21 protein-coding genes are annotated in these 20,615 nt (G+C 37.6%); 20 read left to right on the plus strand and 1 reads right to left on the minus strand.

What is annotated here, in order from left to right; translation table 11 throughout:
- Window positions 1-132: 132 nt before the first annotated feature.
- Both MWU82_RS15320 and MWU82_RS15325 read left to right on the plus strand, forming a co-directional pair.
- Window positions 133-702 (plus strand): Crp/Fnr family transcriptional regulator, encoded by a 570-nt coding sequence (locus tag MWU82_RS15320; protein ID WP_247097039.1) that lies wholly within the window; start codon window positions 133-135, stop codon window positions 700-702.
- A gap of 70 nt (window positions 703-772) precedes the next feature.
- Window positions 773-1,381, plus strand: a complete 609-nt coding sequence (locus tag MWU82_RS15325) for a hypothetical protein (protein ID WP_247097040.1) — start codon at window positions 773-775, stop codon at window positions 1,379-1,381.
- Here the strand turns inward: MWU82_RS15325 and MWU82_RS15330 are convergent.
- Window positions 1,351-1,980, minus strand: a complete 630-nt coding sequence (locus MWU82_RS15330) for a TetR/AcrR family transcriptional regulator (RefSeq protein WP_247097041.1) — start codon at window positions 1,978-1,980, stop codon at window positions 1,351-1,353. The genes MWU82_RS15325 and MWU82_RS15330 overlap by 31 nt on opposite strands.
- Before the next feature lie 54 nt (window positions 1,981-2,034).
- On the opposite strand from MWU82_RS15330, the gene MWU82_RS15335 reads away from it, so the two are divergent.
- The 18 genes from MWU82_RS15335 (at window position 2,035) to MWU82_RS15415 (ending at window position 20,608) form a co-directional block, all read left to right on the plus strand.
- The gene (locus MWU82_RS15335) at window positions 2,035-2,892 is read left to right on the plus strand and encodes an alpha/beta fold hydrolase (RefSeq protein ID WP_215949065.1); all 858 of its coding nucleotides are present in this window, start codon (window positions 2,035-2,037) and stop codon (window positions 2,890-2,892) included.
- A 296-nt stretch (window positions 2,893-3,188) separates the two neighbouring features.
- Complete coding sequence (locus MWU82_RS15340) at window positions 3,189-3,779, plus strand: CPBP family intramembrane glutamic endopeptidase (RefSeq protein WP_247097042.1); 591 nt, start codon at window positions 3,189-3,191, stop codon at window positions 3,777-3,779.
- Between the two features lie 148 nt (window positions 3,780-3,927).
- On the plus strand, window positions 3,928-4,791 hold the full coding sequence (locus MWU82_RS15345; RefSeq protein WP_247097043.1) for a helix-turn-helix transcriptional regulator: 864 nt from the start codon (window positions 3,928-3,930) through the stop codon (window positions 4,789-4,791).
- A gap of 255 nt (window positions 4,792-5,046) precedes the next feature.
- Complete coding sequence (locus MWU82_RS15350) at window positions 5,047-6,486, plus strand: alkyl/aryl-sulfatase (protein WP_247097044.1); 1,440 nt, start codon at window positions 5,047-5,049, stop codon at window positions 6,484-6,486.
- Between the two features lie 93 nt (window positions 6,487-6,579).
- Window positions 6,580-6,777, plus strand: a complete 198-nt coding sequence (locus MWU82_RS15355) for a hypothetical protein (protein ID WP_215949061.1) — start codon at window positions 6,580-6,582, stop codon at window positions 6,775-6,777.
- Between the two features lies 1 nt (window position 6,778).
- Window positions 6,779-7,402: a ferric reductase-like transmembrane domain-containing protein gene (locus tag MWU82_RS15360; RefSeq protein ID WP_247097045.1), complete on the plus strand. Its 624-nt coding sequence runs from the start codon at window positions 6,779-6,781 to the stop codon at window positions 7,400-7,402.
- A gap of 3 nt (window positions 7,403-7,405) precedes the next feature.
- The gene (locus tag MWU82_RS15365; RefSeq protein WP_247097046.1) at window positions 7,406-8,260 is read left to right on the plus strand and encodes an SDR family oxidoreductase; all 855 of its coding nucleotides are present in this window, start codon (window positions 7,406-7,408) and stop codon (window positions 8,258-8,260) included.
- A gap of 10 nt (window positions 8,261-8,270) precedes the next feature.
- Complete coding sequence (locus MWU82_RS15370) at window positions 8,271-8,999, plus strand: FAD-binding oxidoreductase (protein ID WP_247097047.1); 729 nt, start codon at window positions 8,271-8,273, stop codon at window positions 8,997-8,999.
- Window positions 8,999-10,150 (plus strand): ergothioneine biosynthesis protein EgtB, encoded by a 1,152-nt coding sequence (gene egtB, locus MWU82_RS15375; RefSeq protein WP_247097048.1) that lies wholly within the window; start codon window positions 8,999-9,001, stop codon window positions 10,148-10,150. The genes MWU82_RS15370 and egtB overlap by 1 nt, the downstream gene beginning before the upstream one ends.
- Window positions 10,147-11,094, plus strand: coding sequence for an L-histidine N(alpha)-methyltransferase (egtD, locus tag MWU82_RS15380; RefSeq protein ID WP_215949056.1), 948 nt, complete (start codon window positions 10,147-10,149; stop codon window positions 11,092-11,094). Before egtB ends, egtD begins: the two co-directional genes overlap by 4 nt.
- Window positions 11,095-11,174: 80 nt before the next feature.
- Complete coding sequence (locus MWU82_RS15385; RefSeq protein WP_247097049.1) at window positions 11,175-12,014, plus strand: hypothetical protein; 840 nt, start codon at window positions 11,175-11,177, stop codon at window positions 12,012-12,014.
- A gap of 249 nt (window positions 12,015-12,263) precedes the next feature.
- Complete coding sequence (locus MWU82_RS15390) at window positions 12,264-13,505, plus strand: CocE/NonD family hydrolase (RefSeq protein WP_247097050.1); 1,242 nt, start codon at window positions 12,264-12,266, stop codon at window positions 13,503-13,505.
- 155 nt (window positions 13,506-13,660) lie between these two features.
- The gene (locus tag MWU82_RS15395; RefSeq protein ID WP_247097051.1) at window positions 13,661-15,625 is read left to right on the plus strand and encodes a glycoside hydrolase family 97 protein; all 1,965 of its coding nucleotides are present in this window, start codon (window positions 13,661-13,663) and stop codon (window positions 15,623-15,625) included.
- A gap of 268 nt (window positions 15,626-15,893) precedes the next feature.
- Window positions 15,894-16,394 (plus strand): GNAT family N-acetyltransferase, encoded by a 501-nt coding sequence (locus MWU82_RS15400; protein ID WP_247097052.1) that lies wholly within the window; start codon window positions 15,894-15,896, stop codon window positions 16,392-16,394.
- A gap of 154 nt (window positions 16,395-16,548) precedes the next feature.
- Window positions 16,549-17,289, plus strand: coding sequence for an amidohydrolase family protein (locus tag MWU82_RS24385; RefSeq protein WP_348646997.1), 741 nt, complete (start codon window positions 16,549-16,551; stop codon window positions 17,287-17,289).
- A 1-nt stretch (window position 17,290) separates the two neighbouring features.
- Window positions 17,291-18,277 carry an amidohydrolase family protein gene (locus MWU82_RS15405; protein WP_348646998.1) on the plus strand — a complete coding sequence of 329 codons (987 nt, stop codon included), beginning with the start codon at window positions 17,291-17,293 and terminating at the stop codon, window positions 18,275-18,277.
- A gap of 92 nt (window positions 18,278-18,369) precedes the next feature.
- Entirely contained in the window at window positions 18,370-18,705 is a 336-nt protein-coding gene (locus MWU82_RS15410; protein WP_215949051.1) for a n-acetylglutamate synthase, read from the plus strand.
- Between the two features lie 301 nt (window positions 18,706-19,006).
- Window positions 19,007-20,608, plus strand: a complete 1,602-nt coding sequence (locus MWU82_RS15415; RefSeq protein WP_247097053.1) for a response regulator — start codon at window positions 19,007-19,009, stop codon at window positions 20,606-20,608.
- Window positions 20,609-20,615: the final 7 nt, after the last annotated feature.

Genomic DNA, 20,615 nt, shown 5'->3' on the forward strand with positions numbered 1-20,615 from the left:
TTAATGAGAAAATAAAGGGTTTTCAGGGGTTAGTTTTTTAAATAATGCTATCTTACAACTTACCAGTTCAGACGTTAAAACCCCCTCAAATTATATTATTAAGGTGTAAGGCCATTATTTTAACTTTTAGAGATGTATCAAAAGCTTAGTGCAATTATTAACTCTGTATCCCCTATTTCGAGTAAATCATTGGCAAAAATCCAAGAGTTGGTGGAATTCATTGATGTAAAAAAAGGAGAACTAATAACCGCCGTGGGACAAAATAATAATCTGGAGTATTTTATCCTTGAGGGAATCTGTAAAAGTTTTCTATACACTCCGGAAGGAGATGATGTAACAATTTCATTCTTTATGTCGGGCTCAATAATATCCCCTTATACAACAAGACATAAAGACGGGAAATCCATTATCAATATACGCGCTTTGACCGATACAAAAATAGCAACTATCAATGCAGAAGAGTTTGAACAATTAATGCTGGAAGATCTGGAAATCAGACATTTCGGCAATACTGTATTAAGAAATGAATTAATGGGCAAAGTTCAAAAAGAAATAGCATTGGCTTCCCTTAAAGGTAAGGACAGGTTACAGCTACTGAGAGATAATTTTCCGAATATAGAAAACCTCATACCACATTCTGACATAGCTTCATATTTAGGGGTAACCACTATTTCTTTAAGTAGATTAAGAACACAATCTTAACGCTTATCATTTGTTAATGGAATATAATATTGAATTGCTAACCTTTGTTTTCTAATCAAAAACATTCCTTATGTCAATTTTAAATTCCTTGCTTCTAAAGACTTCCTCGGTAAAGAAAATGTGTATTTCATTCGTTGCAAGTCACTTGGTCCTGCTCCTGATGATGGTATTTACTTTGCCGGTGATCAATGATCAAATTGGAACCCAAGTTTTCGATCTCCAAACCTTTGGATATGATGTTTCCGTAGCAGAATCTATTGTGAACAATTTAAATGATGAGACTACTGCACTTTACCTTTTCCCGCAATTAACACTATTGGATGTATTGTATCCTTTTTTATTGGCACTATTCTTAAGTAGCCTTTTGTTTCGACTATTTAAAATAACCAAAACAACTAGTAAGGTAACATCAATACTGTTGGTTGTTCCATTCCTGGCGATGATCTTTGATTACGCGGAAAATATATGTGTCATATTAATGATTACGAAATCAATCGAGACATCCGAAACCATAGTCCTTATATCAAGTACCTTTACCGTTTTAAAAGGAGTACTGACTTCAATTGCCTGGATAGCCATTTTAATTTATACTATTAAATGGTTAGGAATAAAAATTATTGAGCGGAACAAAGAACTAGCAACAGCACATCACCCAAAAAGCTCTGGCAATAAATTTTGAAATTCGCTTTTCCCTTGAGATGTAAGAAAGGGAAATAATATACTTAAGTAGGCATTCACGTAATAATCTATATTATGGGTATCCAACTTATTTGAGTAAAGTCGACTGGAGTACAGCCAAGTATTACCATAATTAATCATTCTTTCTGCTAGAAAGTTATACTCCTTTTCAAATGATGCTTCCCTCATCAAGTTTTTTTGTTTCAATTTTTGGAATAACAAAAAACACCCACTTATCCTTTTTTTGTAAACTTCTTGGAAATGTTCCCTCACCCTATCGCTTATGGACAGAAGATTGTATAAATCGGTCCAAAAGAAGGTATAATCCAACATTCTCTTCATACTGCTCTCAACATCATTTCTTAGCTGTTCCATGGATACGTCTATATTGGGCAATACATCAACCCTTTGATCGAATTCAGAAACCATTTCAAAATATAAAGCTTCAAAAATATCCTCCCGCTTTTTATAATGATAATTTAAGTTTCCTGAACTCATATTCATTTTTAAAGCAATCATTCTTATAGTGACATCATGATAGCCGTTTTCGTTAAATAAAGTCCTGGCGGCTTCCAAAATCGATTTCTTTTTTTTACTCATTAGTAAACTTGTCCTAAAAATATATTATTAGTAAATTTGTCCTAAAATTACAAAATGAAATCATTATACAAATCCGAAATAGGTCAAAAAGAGATCATAAATCTTTATGAGCAAAAAATAAAGGATTTAGACATAGATTATAATTACAAAATTATTAATACTGAATTTGGGAAAACCAATATTATCGTCACAGGAGATTCAACAAAACCCCCTATTTTGTTGATACACGGTTCCAATGGCTGTGCTCCCATAGCATTGGAAACTTATCCCAATCTGTATAAAGATTTTCAAGTATTTGCCATAGATGTTCTTGCCCAACCAAATAAAAGCGCAGAAACTAGATTGAGTATGAAAGACAATAGCTATGGCGTATGGATCAATGATATTATAAATCAGCTAAAGCTTAATAATGTTACCATGGCCGGTTTTTCCTTTGGGGGACTGATCATACTTAAAACATTGATTCAGAATGAAAAAAATATCAAAGAAGTATTTTTGTCGGCCCCTGCTTTTATAGTCAATGGAAATCCACTAATTTTATTATTCAGGGTGTTTCTTCCTATGAAGCTTTATATAAAAACCCAAAAGGTCAAATACCTTGAAAACTTTTTAAAAACCCTATTTACCGAGCCAGATAATTTTGCTCTTAAATATTTGGCAAAAGTCTTTATTCAATTTAGAATGGATTTTACTCCTGTTCCCGTTATAACTAAAGAAGAGGCCTTACAAATAAGTACTCCGATCACCCTGTTTGCCGCTAAAAAGGATATTATGTTTCCAGGTGCGAAAATGCTAAAACGCGCCAAAAAGATTTTTCCTTCGTTAAAAAAAGTAGTAATGCTGGAAAACTCCAAACATGTGCAAAACAGGACGGATAATTATGCCATTGAAAATATAATATTGAAAAATTAGAGTGCTGCATGTATATTTACATAACACTCATATTTAACATAAACCTGTATTAGGGCAACCAAAGTTAATTGAAGGATTTTTTTACATTATCAATCGTCCAGGGCAAGGAAGGGAAGAAAAGGTATCGGTGGCAAATTGCAATAACCTTACTAATTCTCTTCATACTTGGTTCCTTGATAAACATACCTTTTAGTAGGGAAGTCAAACGATTGAAATTGGAGGCCGGTTTGGCAAACCTTAATCTGAAGGGATCAATTTATGATGAACTGTTGACCATTGGCATTAGTAGTCTTGTTTTGGGTACAATATTGATTTTTATTGGTTTATGGGTTTCATCAAGAGCCAATCTGGGAGCTCCTCTTCTGGCCAGTTATTTTTCCAAGGAACCTACACACAAAACATTACATTGGAAAGCCTTACTTTCAAGTATTCTATTAGCAACAATAGTAGCCTTACTCCTATTGATATTATTTGAAGTGCAAAAAGAGTTTTATCCAGTTTCGCATAAACTAACACGCCCATCCAAACCCTTTTATGCCCTTGTGTCCTTCTCCGCCGGAATTAGCGAAGAAATAATATTTAGGTTAGGTTTGATGTCTTTAATAATTACGGTCATTCAATATTTGAAAAAGGCAGAAAATCCGTCGAATAAAATGATATGGACTGGCATTATAATTTCAGCAATAGTATTTGGCCTTGTTCATCTACCATTGTCAAAGAATTTTGTGGTGCCAACGCCTTTTACTATTGGTACAACAATGATAGGAAACTTAATAACAGGGTCAACATTCGGGTGGATATTTTGGAAACGGGGATTATTGATCGCTATTATGTCACATATTACCTTTGATCTAGTCTTTCACGTCATTGGGACACCATTTGGTTAAAATACAATTGCGATTTATACCAATACCATGTATCAAAGCATTACCCGCCCCCGGATATGGCAAGAGAGTTCAAGGCCATAATTGAGCAATTATGAATATTTCCTATATTGGGAATCATTAATACCAAATCCATCATTTACTCAACCCTGTGAATACAATCCCCAACATATCATTCGAGAGCGAAGAAAACGAAAAAGAATTCGAGTTCCTTCATCTATCCAAGTTGTTTGCCAAAATTAAGGCAGGTTTGGAACATAATCCCCACTTGCCACATAGGGTCAGCTTTTTTGCCTTGTTGATTGTTACCAACGGCGTAGGAAGTCATCAAATTGACCTGAAGGAGTATCCGTTAAAAAAAGGGACGGTTTTAAAAATAGCCAAAGTTCAAGTACATGCCTTTCAGGAAAACCCTAATTATGATGGATTCCTTATTTTGTTTACCGAGGAATTTGTCCTGAATTATTTTTCCAAATCTTCTATCGAGTTTATTTCCCATCTGTATAATTATCATATTTCCAGACCACTAGTGCATGGGGGAAATTTAAATGAAGCCTTCATAGAGGAGACACTGGTTGAATTGGAGGCAGAAAACACCTACGCCCAAAGGAACATTGTAGGCGCCATTCTAGAGTTATATCTGCTAAGATTGGAAAGACTTACAGATTCTGCCCAACTGCCAAAGCAGAACCATCAGCATTATTCTATGTTTCTTGATTTTAAGAATTTGGTAGAAAAACAATATACCCTAACCCGGAATGTAAAGGACTATGCAAAAATGCTACAGGTTTCTACCAAACATTTGAACCTGATCGTAAAGGAATTTACCTTGAACACGGCCAAACATTTTATTGATGATTTTGTAACGCTTGAAACAAAAAGGGCCATAGCCAGTACAAGTTCGAGTTTAAAGGAAATAGGATATGCCATAGGTTTTGATGAAGTGACCAATTTTACCAAATTCTTTAAAAAACATACTGGCACTACGCCCAAACAATTTAAAGCGGGAATATAAAAATGTGGTTCCGTATTTACCATTCTTACCCTAAGATTTTCCGCGTTGTTACTTTGATTTAGTAAGATAAATTTTTGTCGACTCTCATTTACACTATTCCAAAAAAAAACAACCCTGCTCCTATTCCATTTATGAAGCCGCTAAAACTCTGGTTTCACATTTACCATTTTTATCAAAACATTCACCTTTCCCAAGGTTTCTATTATTGCGAATTTTGTAAGGAATTAAACAAGTCTTCAAATTAAATCTATTAATATGAACAAATTGAAAAGTCAAATAGCGGTTACATACTCCTTTAAAACAGTCAGGAACCAAGCAATTATAAAAGGTGCTTTGCTTATTTTGGGAATTATTTTGATGCAGGCATGTCAAAATTCACCCAAACAAAATACATCCCAAGTGCAGGATGAAGAACATCCGAATATCACCAAATTAAAAAGTCAGAATGCCGAATTTATTCCAGAAATCATCAAATTGAACGAAAAGGTATATGTGGCCGTAGGCTATGATGGTTCCAATGCCTCTATGGTTATTGGAGAACAAGGGGTAGTGATCATTGATGCGCTACGTGCCTTGGGTGCAGCGGAAAAGGTAGCGGAAGAGTTCCGGAACATAACCGATAAACCTGTGGAAGCTTTAATTTATACCCATGGCCATCTGGATCATACTGGGGGCACATCAGCTTTTACAGGCAATAACAAAGACGTAAAGATCATTGCACGGGAGGGATTTAAGGATGAGTTAGAGGAGCATTCACCGGTAGAGCCCATATTAAAACAGAGAAACATACGTCAATTTGGGCGCGATTTACCTGCTAAAGATATCATTAACAGAGGTGTGGCCCCAGGTATTACTCCAACTGATAGGGCCGGAAAAGGGTATATTGCACCTAACCTTACATTTCAAGACTCTATAACCCTTAACCTGGCCGGCATAGATATTGAATTGCATGCCGCTGATGGGGAAACAAATGACGAGCTCTTTGTTTGGATTCCCGATCTGAAAACATTATTTGCCGGAGATAATTACTACAAATCATTTCCAAACCTTTATGCTATTCGGGGTTCGCAATATAGGGATGTAAAATCATGGGGCGAATCCATTCAAAAAATGAGTACCTACCCAGTGGAATACCTTGTACCGGGGCATACCCGTCCTGTTTCAGGAAAAACTCTTGTCCATAGCAATTTAAAAAACTACTCAACAGCTATTTTAAGTGTATACCAACAAACCATAGATGCCATGAACAAGGGCTATACGCTACAACAAACCGTTGACAGCGTAAGGTTGGCCGATTCGTTAATAGAGCAACCCAACTTACAGGAGTTTTACGGGTCTGTGCCATGGGGCGTTCGTTCTATATTTTTGCACTATGTAGGCTGGTTTGATGGTAACCCTACCAACCTTTATCCCCTTTCTTCATCACAAGAGGCCAAACATATGGTTGAATTGGCAGGTGGAGAGGAAAAAATGTTTCATAAACTGAGCCAAGCATTAGAAAAAAGTGATTACCAGTGGGGATTAGAGTTGGCCGACTATCTACTAAAAACAGACTATGAAAAAGTTAAAGTCACAAAAGTTAAGATAGCGCTTTTAAGAGCTTTGGCAGCAGAGCAAATAAATGCCCCAGCAAGAAACTATTACCTATCCTATTCTTATGAATTGGAGAAGAGTTTGGAAAAAAGCGCCTTATAACAGTTTTATAGGCGGTTTCAGAATCACCATTATCCTTTATACATTCACCTTTTTAAATAGCCAAATCGATGGCAATTTTGTAAAAAAACAACTATGAGTCAAGTAGCCAATTGCCCAAGCTGTGGGGGCAAATCCAAAATAAAAGAAATAGATGGCCAGCTTACTTTTGAAGCCATTCAAGATGCCGAAGTCTTTAAAAAAGTAGCTCAGCTTAAAAAGGCAGTGGAAAAATTTAAGGAAAAAGCCGAATCCTTAGAAAAGGAATTGGAAGTTTTAACGACAAACAAATAGAATGAATTTTATAAAACGAAACTACGGGTGGATGATTGTAGCCGTTTTGGCCATCTTGCCCCTATTTATCATTTTTGGTATGTTTAATATCGAATTTTCCAATGGGTTGTCCATTAGCTTGATTGAAGGTGCTGGAAGTGAAGGAAGATCCACTTTGGAAATGTTGTATCATATTTCCGGTGAATTTGCAATACGTTGGATGACAGCTGTTCTTACTTGTACCCCCTTCTTTATACTATTTGGGGTCAATAACCTTTTTGTACGCCAAGCCATGGGTATAGCTACAGCGGTATGGAGCATCCTGCACTTCATCATTTTTGTATGGGGCGAAGGTCTTTTGGAAACATTTACCCAAGCCAACTACATTGCTGGCTTTATAGCGGTACTTATATTGCTACCATTGTTGTATACATCCAATAGAAAATCCATGAAACGATTAAAGGCGAAGTGGAAAAAATTGCAAAGTTTGGCGTATGTTGCCATAATTCTGAGTTTACTTCATGTAGCTCTTTTAGATAAATCCTGGCTGATCTATGCGGTAATTGTTGGCTTGGGATTTATTATAAGAATAACCCCTATTAAAGAAAGCATTATGGCATATCGATTACAAATTAAAAAAATATAACTCATGAAAATTGCAGTAACATCCGTTAGCGGACAATTAGGGGCTTCAATAGCAAAAGCATTGATTCAGGAAATTGGTAAAGAAAACGTAATAGGCATTGCACGCACACCTGAAAAGGCGAAGTACCTAGGTGTGGAAGTGAGAAAAGGCGATTACAATAGTCGTGAAGATTTTGATACAGCCTTAAAAGGAGTTGATAAATTGTTACTGGTTTCGGGAATGGACCATCCTCAAAAGAGAATTCAGCAACACCGTAACGTGATTGAAGCCGCAAAGCTAAATGGAGTTCAAAAAATAGTGTACACCAGTATTGTAGGCGATGAAAAAAATACGGCATTTAGTCCGGTGGTGCAAAGCAATCGCCAAACGGAAGAAGATGTGCGCAACTCTGGTTTACAATGGATTATTGGCAGAAACGGCATTTATATTGAACCCGACTTGGAATATATGGATACCTATGTAAAAGAAGGAAGCATTACTAATTGTGCGGCAGACGGAAAATGTACATATACCAGTCGTGAAGAATTGGGTTTTGCCTACGCACAACTACTTTTAAATGATAGGCTTAACGGACAAACCCTAAATCTTGTTGGAGAAGCCATTACCCAAACTCAATTGGCGGAATATATCAATCAGGTGTATAAAACCAATTTAAAGTATAATACAGTTTCCGTTGAAGACTATAAAAAAGAACGCCAGGCTGCCTTGGGAGAATTCCTAGGAACTATCATTGCAGGTATTTATGAAGGCATTAGAAATGGTGCCAACGAGGTGGTTTCAGATTATGAAAAAGCTGTCGGAAGACCACATAAATCGCCTTTGGCCATGATAGAGAATTATCATAAAAAGCATTCATAAAAACAAAAGCATGAGTTTAATTGAGTCCATATTAAAATCCGTAGTATTAAAAGATGCCCTAATCACTGAAAAAGTGAAACTTTCCGAGGCGGCTTTTAAAATTCGTCTAAAAAACGAAACCATAGGCAAGATCAACTTTATACCCGGTTCTTTCCTACGTATGGGACTCGGTATTGGCAAAGACGAATTGTCGCTAAAGGACAAAATGAGAAGCTATAGCATTTGGGATATCAACAAAGACAAGTCGTATATAGATGTAGCCATTGCTACCCACAGCAATGGTATTGGCAGTCAATGGATAAAAGAATGCAATGTGGGCGAAAAGATTTATTTTAAAACCAAAAAGGGCAACTTTTTAGCGGAAGATTCTGCAGATAGCTACATGATGGTAGGCGACCTCTCTGCGCTATCACACCTTTATATGATTCGTAGAAATATAGGCAAAGACAAACAGGTGGAAAGCATTTTGTACAGCCAAGACAAACAGGACCTATTTCCTGATGTTGACGGTACCCTCCCATTCGATTTTTACGAATTGCCAGAAAACCCTTCCGAAGATATTATTACCATGGTAAGAGAAAAAGTCTCTACTTTTAAAGGTGAAAAAATGGCATACATAGCAGGCGATAGTAGACTTTGTGTGGCCTTAAACCGGTTTTTTAGACAGGAACTGCATTGGGAAACCAAACAAATCAAAACCAAACCCTTCTGGAATCCAGATAAAAAAGGACTTGAATAATGGATATATTGGACCAGTACAAAGAAGTTCGTACTTATACGGAGCAGATCTGCAAACCACTCCAAACCGAGGATTATGTGGTGCAGGTTGCCGAATTCGCCAGTCCGGCAAAATGGCAATTGGCACATAGCAGTTGGTTTTTTGAAACCTTTGTGCTGCTTCCCCATCTCCCGAATTATAAGCTTTTCAATAAGGATTTTCCCTTCTTGTTCAATAGTTATTACAACAATGCAGGAGATAGGGTCTTAAGGGCGAAACGCGGTAACCTTACCAGACCGACAATAGATGAAGTTTATGCTTACCGACAATATGTGGATACTGCCATGTGGCAATTATTGCATCAAAAGTTGGATGCCGACATGGTTCAATTGGTCACTTTAGGCCTGCATCACGAGCAACAACATCAAGAGTTATTGCTGAGCGATATCAAATACATGTTTGGACAAAACCCACTATTTCCTGCCTATGATTCCGACACTAGTTTACTGGGCCAAGAAAGGAATATAGAAACAGGTATCGTGAAAATCCCAGAAGGTGTATACACCATTGGTTACCAGGGAGAAGGTTTTTGTTTTGATAATGAATTGGGAGTCCACAAAGTATTTTTGCACGATTTTGAGATTCAAAAAGGCTTGGTAACCAACGGCGAGTACCTTGAGTTTATTGAAGCTGGCGGCTATACAGATTTTAATTTGTGGTTGGATGAAGGTTGGACATGGTTAAAGCAAAACCAAGTTTCAATGCCTTTGTATTGGCATGAGGTAGATGGCCAATGGATGCATTATACCTTAAAAGGATTTCAGAAAATAAACGAAAACGACATTTTAAAACACGTAAGTTTTTATGAAGCCATGGCTTTTGCTGAATGGAAAGGTATGCGGTTGCCCACAGAATTTGAGTGGGAAATAGCTTCAGGCCAACTTAATTGGGGGCAGCGCTGGGAATGGACCAATAGTGCATATTTGCCTTACCCTGGTTTTAAAAAAGCCGATGGTGCTATTGGCGAGTACAACGGCAAATTTATGATTAATCAAATGGTGCTTCGTGGTGCCTCCATGGCTACTTCACCAAAACATAGCAGGCCCACTTATCGCAATTTTTTTTACCCAAGTGCCCAATGGCAATATACCGGAATACGATTAGCAAAATGAACAAACAATTCGCCATCGATGTTAAAGAGGGTCTAAGTAAAACCCCTAAAAGGCTGTCCTCAAAATATTTTTATGACGAAAAGGGTTCTGCACTGTTTTCTGAAATAATGAAATTGCCCGAGTATTATTTGACTAATGCAGAGTTTGAAATTTTTCAAAAGAAAGCTTCTGAAATTATTGAACTATTAGGACTCACCACTGAAAAAAAATTCGACCTTATCGAGCTTGGTGCTGGTGATGGGTACAAAACCATTGAATTGCTTAGAGCATTGGACACCTGCAATTTTCAATACCTGTACACCCCAATCGATATTTCCGCAAAAGCCCTACATCAAATCGAAGAAAATATCCAACGGCAATTTCCAAAGAAAAAAATAAGCCCCAAACTAGGGGACTATTTTCATATCCTTCATGAATTAAAGCCCTCTCCCCTTCCTAAAGTCGTACTGTTCCTTGGCTCTAATATTGGAAACATGGAAAATACTGAAGCCAATGCCTTCCTAAACCATCTTAGTGAAAACTTATCCAAAGGCGATAAAATTATACTTGGGGTAGATCTAAAGAAAAGTAAGGACATTGTGCTACCTGCTTACAACGATAGTCAGGGTGTAACCAGTGCATTTAACCTAAATTTATTAAGCAGAATAAACAGCGAACTGGATGCCGATTTTAACACCGATTTGTTTGAACATACTCCTATGTATGACGAAGAGGAAGGGGTAGCCAAAAGCGCAATTAAAAGTATTGTGAATCAAGAGGTGGAGATTAAAGTTTTGGACATGAAAGTCACTTTTAAAAAGGAAGAGAAGATACACACCGAAATTTCACGAAAATACGACGACACTGTCATTCAGACCATCTGTTTACATACGGGGCTAAAAATTGTTGGTAAGATCACAGATTCTCAAAACTATTTTGCCGATTATATTATTGAGAAACAATAATCTAAACAATAAAAATTTGGCTTACAAGAACTTGTCCTCGTCAAAAAAACGTAAATTGGAACTAATTAAAATGGTTGAAAATGGTATCAAGAACATTAATTATTATAACGATAATATTATTGTCCTGCAAAAATAATGACTTGGATAATGGCGCATTTCAATCGGGCAGTTTCAATATAGAAAAAGACTTCCTATTAGTTCAGTATGATTGTAAAACCGATGTAGATGACCTGCATACTATAGCTGCCTTTTTTACCCTCATGTCCGATCCCAATTTTTCTAAAATTAATTATCACGCCGTTGCAGGCACCTATGGTATTCAGAGTGGCTTATACGTTCCTCCCAATCCATTAATGGAACTGGCTTTTAAAGACAATTGGACGGATGCACATAATAATACACAAACCGCAGTGGAACAAGTAAAGTCCAAAATTACTGCAACCCTTTTAAATAAAGGTGATGTATGGATAGCCGAGGCGGGCCAATCAGATTTTACCGCAGAACTTATTAAATCCATTCAAGCCAATTTACCAGAAATAAACACCTCCGAAAATATACATGTGGTACAACATTCTGATTGGAATGAAAAATCTACCTCTCCAGAGGATCTTGAATTTGTAAAGAAAAACACCGATTATCATAAAATACCGGACGGCAATGTCGTTGGTAATGGGACACCTGGGTTTCTGTCAGCAGAATACACCCAGTGGAAGGATAAAATCACAAATCCAAAATTGATTGAAGTTTGGGAACTCGCTATTGACATTTCAAATGAATATAACGGAAAAGATGGGCGCTACAACAATAAGGCCATTTCACAAGGTGGTATGGACTTTTCGGACCTCTCTGAAGTTTGTTGGATTTTGGGAATCAATGATATTAAGGATACGGAACAATTTTTTAATATCTATTCCAATTAAAAAATCCGCCCATCCTTAGGTAAATAATTTTGTAGAAAAGTCTAATTGAAAGTCACTAGTCTTTTGACTTTTGAACACAACATCCACCTAATTTAATATTTATAAATTGGGCCAAGGAAATTAATGGTCTCTGTACCTATATTATCGGTTTGCATTTCAAAGTTCCCCGTTACTCTATTACTTAACTTTTACAAGTTTATAAAGTAAATAAATATGAGATTTTTCGGATTTTTAGTAATTGTCGGCTTCATGGCAACATTACAGGGCCAGTCTTTTAAAGGTAATATTAGTCATGGAAAAACAAGCTTTAATTATCAAATAGAACTTGCGCCGATTGAAGGTAAAACAAGGGCATTTTTTTCAAGTATGGAAATGAATGCTTTTGAAATACCCTGTCAAAACACGACTTATGACAAAGACTCCCTCAATTTTTATGTGATCAGTGATTATTATACCTATGAATACAAATTCTTGCCGTACAATCGGAACTTCAAAGGACAGTTAAAGGTTTATTCCAATGAAACAGAAAAATTATTAAACACTTTTGAGACCGAGCTGACCCCTGATAATTTAAAAGAATCGGACCTAATTGAAAAACAGGAATTAATCTTTGTTTCCAATACCCTGAAGCTTCATGGTACCTTATGGAAGCCTAAAAATGCAATAAAAAAGGGTTTGTTTTACGTGACTTCCTCTCAAGGAAATGACCGAAGTGGCACCAATGCCGAAGCACAATACTTTGCGGATTTAGGGTACACAGTTTTTAATTATGATAAACGTGGAACTGGCAAATCTGAAGGAGATTGGCAATCCGCAACCATTGAAGAACTTTGTATCGATGATATCAATGCCTTGGAATTCTTCTCCAAAATATCCTCACTGCCTTTATCGGTAATTGGTATTAAAGGAAGCAGTCAGGGAGGTATAAAGATACCATATATCTTGTCTAAAGTGCCCGATTTGGGTTTTGGGATTTCCATCAGCTGTCCCAGTGGAACCCTTATGGAAAGCGATTTGAACCATTGGAGAAATTTGAACTACGATATGTTGGGAAAAGCTAATATTGATCGGGCTCTAAATGTTCAAAAAGCGGGGTATGATTATCTCGCAGGCAATATTTCATACGAATCATTGCTTACGATAAAAAATGAAAACGGCAAGGAAGATTGGCTTAAGCATATATGGATTCCCGAGGAGGGTGTGCAAAAGGATTATAAGTTGAATTTTAGTGGACTACCGTATTTTGAGAAAATAACACAGCCCATATTGGTGATTCAAGGATTATCGGATGAAATAATTCCTAGGGATAGTTACAAAACCATCGAAAAAGTAATTAGTAAATCCAATTCAAATAATTATAAGGTCATTACTTTAAAAAACACATCACATTCTATGACATCCGTTAATAATGAATTTCCTTATTTTCAATTATTAACACCGGAGTATTTAACAGTAATTACCAATTGGCTCAATACAATGGAAGCTAGATAATTTCTCCAAACAGCAATTGTTGAAATAATGGCCACATTATTGCTAAAATAAATGTCCGTTAAATATTGAAAATTAGTACGTAAACCCGGTTCTTTGTCTGGAACACCCTCGGTGTTAATTATAACCTAAAACCATCGAAAAAATCTTCTGGAATTATGATGATAAGAACACTTCTTTTACTTTCCATATTCTTAATTGTTCAGCAAACGTTTTCACAAAATTTTAAAATCAATTCCCCGGACAAAAACATAGAGCTTAATATTGAGGTCGATGGTGGAATATCCTGGTCTGCTTCCCTAGATGGCAATATTTTGATCAAAGAAGCTAAAATAGGAATGGATTTCTCCACTGGGGAAGATTTTGGGGTAAATTCTAGGGTCAAAGACCATACTATAGAAGAGTTTTCTTCCATGATCTACCCTGCAATACCCCATAAAGACGCTGAAATTAAGGATGAATATGTTCAATTGGCAATTACCTTCAAGGGGCAATATCAGCTCAAATTTAGGGCGTACAATGATGGTGTTGCCTATCAATTTATAGACAAGAATAAGAGGGGAAGAAATGTAATATCAGAAAAGGCCATGTTCACGTTTCCGGAGGGAGCAAAATCCTTTTTTCCGCAAGAAGATAGTATGTACTCACATAATGAACGTTCCTATTTGGACAAATTAGTAACAGACATCACAACTGATGAATTTTGCAGCTTGCCGGTAGTTTTTACGACCGATAAAGCGAAGGTTTTGATTACTGAAACAGCCCTTCATGATTACCCGGGCATGTTTATGAGAGGGAACGGGAATACCTCTGTAGATGCCATTTTTCCGAAATTTGTCCTAGAGGCAGTAGATGATAAAGCACAGCCCGATCGTAACCAAACAATTACCACCGAAGCAGATTTTATAGCAAAAGTATCAGGTAATAGGGAGTATCCTTGGAGAGTGTTTATTATTAGTAATGACGACCGCACCTTTGTAGAGAGCAACTTGTCCTATCAGTTATCGAGACCACAGGCCATAAAAAACACAGACTGGATTAAACCGGGCAAAGTGGCATGGGACTGGTACAATGCCAATAATATTTATGGTGTCGATTTTAAATCAGGACTAAACACCGCTACCTACAAATACTATATTGATTTTGCTTCTGCCAATAAAATAGAATATATAATACTGGATGAGGGATGGACAAAATCCACTACAGAAATTCTCGATTTTAATCCGGATATAGACGTAGTTGAATTGATTAGGTATGGAAAAGAAAAGGGCGTGGACATTATTCTTTGGACGCTATGGAAACCCCTCCAGGCCAACCTTGTTGAAATCCTTGAAACCTACAAAAGTTGGGGTGCAAAAGGAATTAAGATCGATTTTATACAGCGCAGTGACCAATATGTGGTGAATTCCTATGAGCAAATAGCAAAAGAATGTGCTAGACTGGAATTGTTGGTTGATTTTCATGGTTCGTTCAAACCTTCGGGCTTAAGACGTGTATATCCCAATGTTATCAACTATGAGGGTGTAAAAGGTAGTGAAAATAATAAATGGAGCAAAGATGTTACTCCCGAGCATAATGTGACCATCCCCTTTATCCGGATGGCTGCAGGCCCAATGGACTATACCCCTGGCGCTATGAGCAATAGACAAAAAGCCAATTTTGGCATTAGCGGCAAGCGACCAATGAGCATGGGGACACGGGCTCATCAAGTGGCTATGTATGTGGTTTATGAAGCTCCCTTACAAATGCTCTGCGAAGCGCCCTCAAGGTATTATCAAGAACAGGAGACCGTAGACTTCATCACACAAATTCCAACAATATGGGATGAAACCATTGTGCTTCACGGCGCAATAGGCGATTATATTGCGGTGGCCAGAAGAAAGGGTGATAAATGGTATATTGGGGCTATGACCGATTGGACATCCAGGGATTTGGAATTGGATCTTTCGTTCTTAAAAGAAGGGAACTATAAAATGGAGGTGTATAGGGATGGTATAAATGCCAACCGATATGCGGAAGACTACAAAATAGATACGATGGAAGTCAATAGGGAATCCAAAATCATGGCAAAAATGGCTCCAGGTGGTGGATGGTCGGCCATCATAGCAGTTCCGAGCCTTTAATATTAATTAATACCTCTTTATTACAAGGGGATATGTCATTTATATACAATCACAATAAATTGTACAATGGGATATCTTTGCCCTAGTACTGTTATCACCCTTTTATATCAATCAACAATAAATACAATGCATCGAATTTACGTAAATTAGATGTGATAAATCACAACTAGTAAGGAACCTATAGTAGATGCAAGTAAACAGAAACAACAAGTCAATTGACTACATACCAAAATCAAAAATTTGAGAATTTCTTGGTAACAAAAAAAAAATGAAACTACCTCCATACTATAAATTTCCACAAATCAATTCCGACACCTTTGTTCTACGGCAAGTTGAAATTGAGGATATTAAAGACATTGTTGAAATATCGTATTATAACTCCCAACCAGCTTTAACGGTTGGGGATGCAATAGCAATGCAAGACGAAATAAACAAGGACTATGAAAACGGTTCGTCAATTCATTGGGGCATTGCGGACAAACGAACGAATGTAATAATGGGAACAATAGGCTATTATCGTGGTTTTGACAATGGTATTGGAGAACTTGGTTGCGTTTTAAAACCTGAATTCAGTGGAAAAGGTATTATGACAACGGCAGTGAAACTTGCAGCCGAATTTGGAATTAACACTATTGGGCTTACAAAAGTTATAGCGATTACGACCAAACAAAACAGCAGGGCCGTAAAACTATTTGAGCGTCTTAACTTTATAAGGAAAGCAGATCTTCCAGAAGATGAAATTGAATTTCAGTACATTAAGGGTGACTAAGAAGAAAGTGCAAATCAGTTTACTTCCCAAGTCTTATGGGCTCGTACTTAGTTTACTAAACTAAATTATTTTTACTTTTAAAAACATTTCCTTTTAACGTTGGATTGATTAACCTCTTAAAATTGTAAATTCATCTTCCACTAAACAAATATTTATGCGATTACGAAATTCCCTTTTCCTAGGTGCGATTATAACTTCCCTCCTTTTTATCGCCTGTCAGAACACTGTAAAAGAATCCGCAACCATGCTTATTTATGGAGGAAATATTTATACCGTAGATACTACCCAACCCATGGTGGAAGCAGTAGCCGTGAAAGACAATACTATACTTTTCGCTGGTAGCCTTGCCGAAGCGGAGCAATACAAAAACGACCAAACAAAACTGTTGGATCTGGAGGGCAAAACCATGACCCCGGGATTAATAGAAGGGCATGGCCATTTTATGGGATTGGGGTATAATGAATTGGATTTGGATCTAAATAACACCACCAGTTATCAAGAAATAGTAGATGTGGTGGCCGAGAGGGTCAAAACAGCAGCACCAGGAGAATGGATTATAGGTAGAGGATGGCATCAAAGCAAATGGAAAGAAATGCCTTCTGAAACAGTAAATGGCTTTCAAACACATGATTTGCTTAGTGCAATTTCCCCGGACAATCCTGTTTACCTTGGGCATGCCAGTGGTCACGCAGGTTTTGCCAATGCCAAGGCCATGGAAATCGCTGGCCTAATGGAATTATCCAAGGAAGGAATAAACAAATTTGAGGTTGAGGGTGGCGAGGTAATGCGCGACGCCATGGGAAGGCCCACGGGTATTTTCAATGAGCTCGCCGAAAGCCTTATCACAAAACATATTCCGGAGAACACCCCCTGCAAAAAACATCAAGGCATTTGAAATGGCGGTTGCCGCCTGCCATAAAAATGGTATTACCGGTTTTCATGATGCGGGCATAGACAGGGAGACCATTACACTGTACGAAGAAATGAAGGCTAAGGATAAAATGAAAATTCGCCTATACGGTATGCTAACAGGTTGGGATAAAGAGTTGCTCAATGAATGGTATAAAAAAGGACCTATGATAGATCCCGATAATTTAGTGACGATCCGCTCCGTTAAATTAAATTGTGATGGTGCCTTGGGTTCAAGAGGGGCTTGGTTGTTGGAATCCTACACGGATAGACCTGGACATTTTGGCCACGAAACCCTCCCTATGAAATTTGTAGAAGAGACGGCGCTTAATGGATTACAGTACGGTTTTCAGGTATGCTCACATGCTATAGGCGATAGGGCCAACAGGGAAGTACTTGACCACTACGAATCGGCCTTTGCTGAATTGCCCCAATTGGCAACCAATCACAGGTTCCGGATAGAGCATGCTCAACATTTGCATCCAGACGATATTCCCCGCTTTGCCCAATTGCAGGTTATTCCTGCCATGCAAGCTATACACATGTCCTCCGATAGGTCCTGGGCCATTGACCGTTTGGGGGAACAGCGAATCAAGGAAGGTGCCTATATGTGGCAAAGCCTGTTGAAAAGTGGTATACCCATAGTGAATGGCACCGATGTGCCAGTGGAACCATTAAACCCAATTGCCAGTTTATATGCGAGTGTAACCCGGAAAACCTTACAAGGAACCCCTGACGGAGGTTATGAGCCAGCCGAAAGGATGACTCGGGAGCAAGCACTTAAATCCTATACCTTGGATGCAGCCTATGGTGCCTTTGAAGAAGACATTAAAGGTTCTATAACTATTGGCAAATTGGCCGATTTTACGATATATGACCGGGATATAATGAAGGTCCCAGAAAAAGAACTCTTAAACACTGGGATAGCCATGACCATTTTTGATGGAAAAATAGTGTATACCAAGGGGGATTGAGTGCAGGGAATACCTTTTGTGGGATAATTAAATGGTACGAAGTAATTTACTTAAATATTAAAATAACACACATTTACAAACCAATAGAGCCCATGAACTATAACAACAAAAAATTCAGGATCGTTGAAAACTCGGAAAACGGGGAAACTACCAATGAAACTATTTTTGAATATTGGCAAAAGGGCAATATTTTGACTTCCGAATATGAGGGTGGGCAAATTGTAAAAGGACATTTGATAGGTTTGGTAGACCCGGACGGGAATATTGATATGCGTTATCATCAAATAAACAGTAATGGCGAAATCATGACAGGGGTCTGTAATTCAAGACCGGAGATTCTGTCGAACGGAAAAATTAGACTTTATGAAAATTGGCAATGGACAAGTGGCAATAAATCCAAAGGAAAATCTGTCATTGAGGAGATCTAAATATATATTCATTTGGGCAAGATGACCAACAACTCCCAAAATTTGTGGTTCAGCACTAATTTGTATTCAAATTAAAAATGTAAGAATTTACTTATAATATTCTATAAAAATAGTCGTTCTAGAAAAGTGAACTCTATAATTAGTGCGAATATGGTGTTTTCGAATACTAATTGTATTAATATTTTGTATTAATCTATTATAATCAATGGCTGAATTCTCTTCAAGACGAGTAAAACTGGTCTTCTGTTTATCATTATTAACAACCATTATATCTACAATTTGGTTTTTTATAGCCAAAAGCTTGGATATAGGGGACTTAAGCTATTTTATAGGGGCCACAATACCATTGTTTATCATTTCTGCGCTTGTTTCAAAAAAAGGCAACCTAACCATTGCCCGCGTCATTTACCTGATTGCCTTTAACCTAAGTGTTACCCTCACTGCTTCATTTATTGGAAAAGCAGGTAGTGTTGAGTTTATTTTAATGTTTGCCCTGGCATTGCCATTTGTAACCTTTTCCTTTAGAAGGGAAAGGCTCTTTATAGTGATATTTTCCGGACTTTCAATGATGCTTTGGTTTCTCCTATATTACACCAATTTTGATCTGTTTACCAATACCCATATGGATCCTGAATTGGCCGGTAAGTACGTTTATCCCATCTCCATTGGCACAACCATTTTATTGGTAACCTATCAGTTAATTTATTTCTCTTACATAAATGCGCAATATTATTCCAGCATCCACAGCCAGCGGGAAGAAGCCATAGAGGAATCCAATGCCAAATCCAGATTTTTGAGCATGATGAGCCATGAGATACGGACCCCTTTAAATGCTATCACCGGCCTCTCTCACATATTGGGGGATTCCAATCCACGAAAAGATCAGGAACAGAATATAGAAGCATTGAATTATTCGGGGAAGATTTTGCTGAACCTTTTAAACAATGTTTTGGATTTTAGCAAAATGGAATCCACGACAATTAGCCTGGATCCGATTCCTACCAATATTATGTTGGCAGTAAAACAAATTAAAAAGATACATGAGCCCAGTTGTTTGCGTAAAGGCATTACCCTGGAACTGGAAATTGATGATGACCTTCCTGTCGTTCAATTAGATATAGTACGTTTTAACCAGGTAATAAACAACCTAGTTTCCAACGCCATTAAGTTCACCGATGAAGGAAGTGTAACCCTGAAGATCACAAAATTGAACGAAACTGCAGATACTGTCCTTTTGCATACAGAAATAAAGGATACCGGTATTGGCATTGCTCAGGATCAGCATGAAAAAGTTTGGCAGGCGTTTACCCAAGCCTCTACCAGCACAAATCGCTTGTATGGTGGAACCGGCCTAGGGCTGCCCATTGTAAAAAGTATAGTGGAAGCCATGGGGTCCCAAGTAAAAATTAACAGTGAACCTGGTGTTGGCAGTAGCTTCAATTTTGATTTGGAGTTAAAATTGGCCTCCAACGAGGAACTGGAACAAGCTACCCAGAAAAAAGAACATGATCTAAAGGGAAAAAGAATTCTATTGGTAGAAGACAATCAGATCAATGTTATGGTGGGAAGGCAAATATTGGAAAAGGCGAACCTTGTCGTTGATGTGGCTTATGACGGACAAGAGGCTGTAAACAAGGTTCGGGAAAATGATTATGACGCCGTACTTATGGATATTCAGATGCCCATAATGGACGGATATACGGCTTCCAAAGAAATAAGAAAATTCAATACAGATACTCCAATTATGGCCTTATCCGCCTCTGTATTTATGGAGGTAAAGAGCAAAATTATCGAAAGTGGAATGAACGGTTTCATTTTCAAACCTTTTGAACCGGAAGCCCTTCTGGACAAAATTGAAGACGCAATGCAAACCAAAATTCCAGCTGATATAGTTGCCGACTAAGAAAAAC

Origin of the sequence: Arenibacter sp. S6351L, from assembly GCF_023016025.1 — a bacterium.
Classification (GTDB): domain Bacteria; phylum Bacteroidota; class Bacteroidia; order Flavobacteriales; family Flavobacteriaceae; genus Arenibacter; species Arenibacter algicola_B.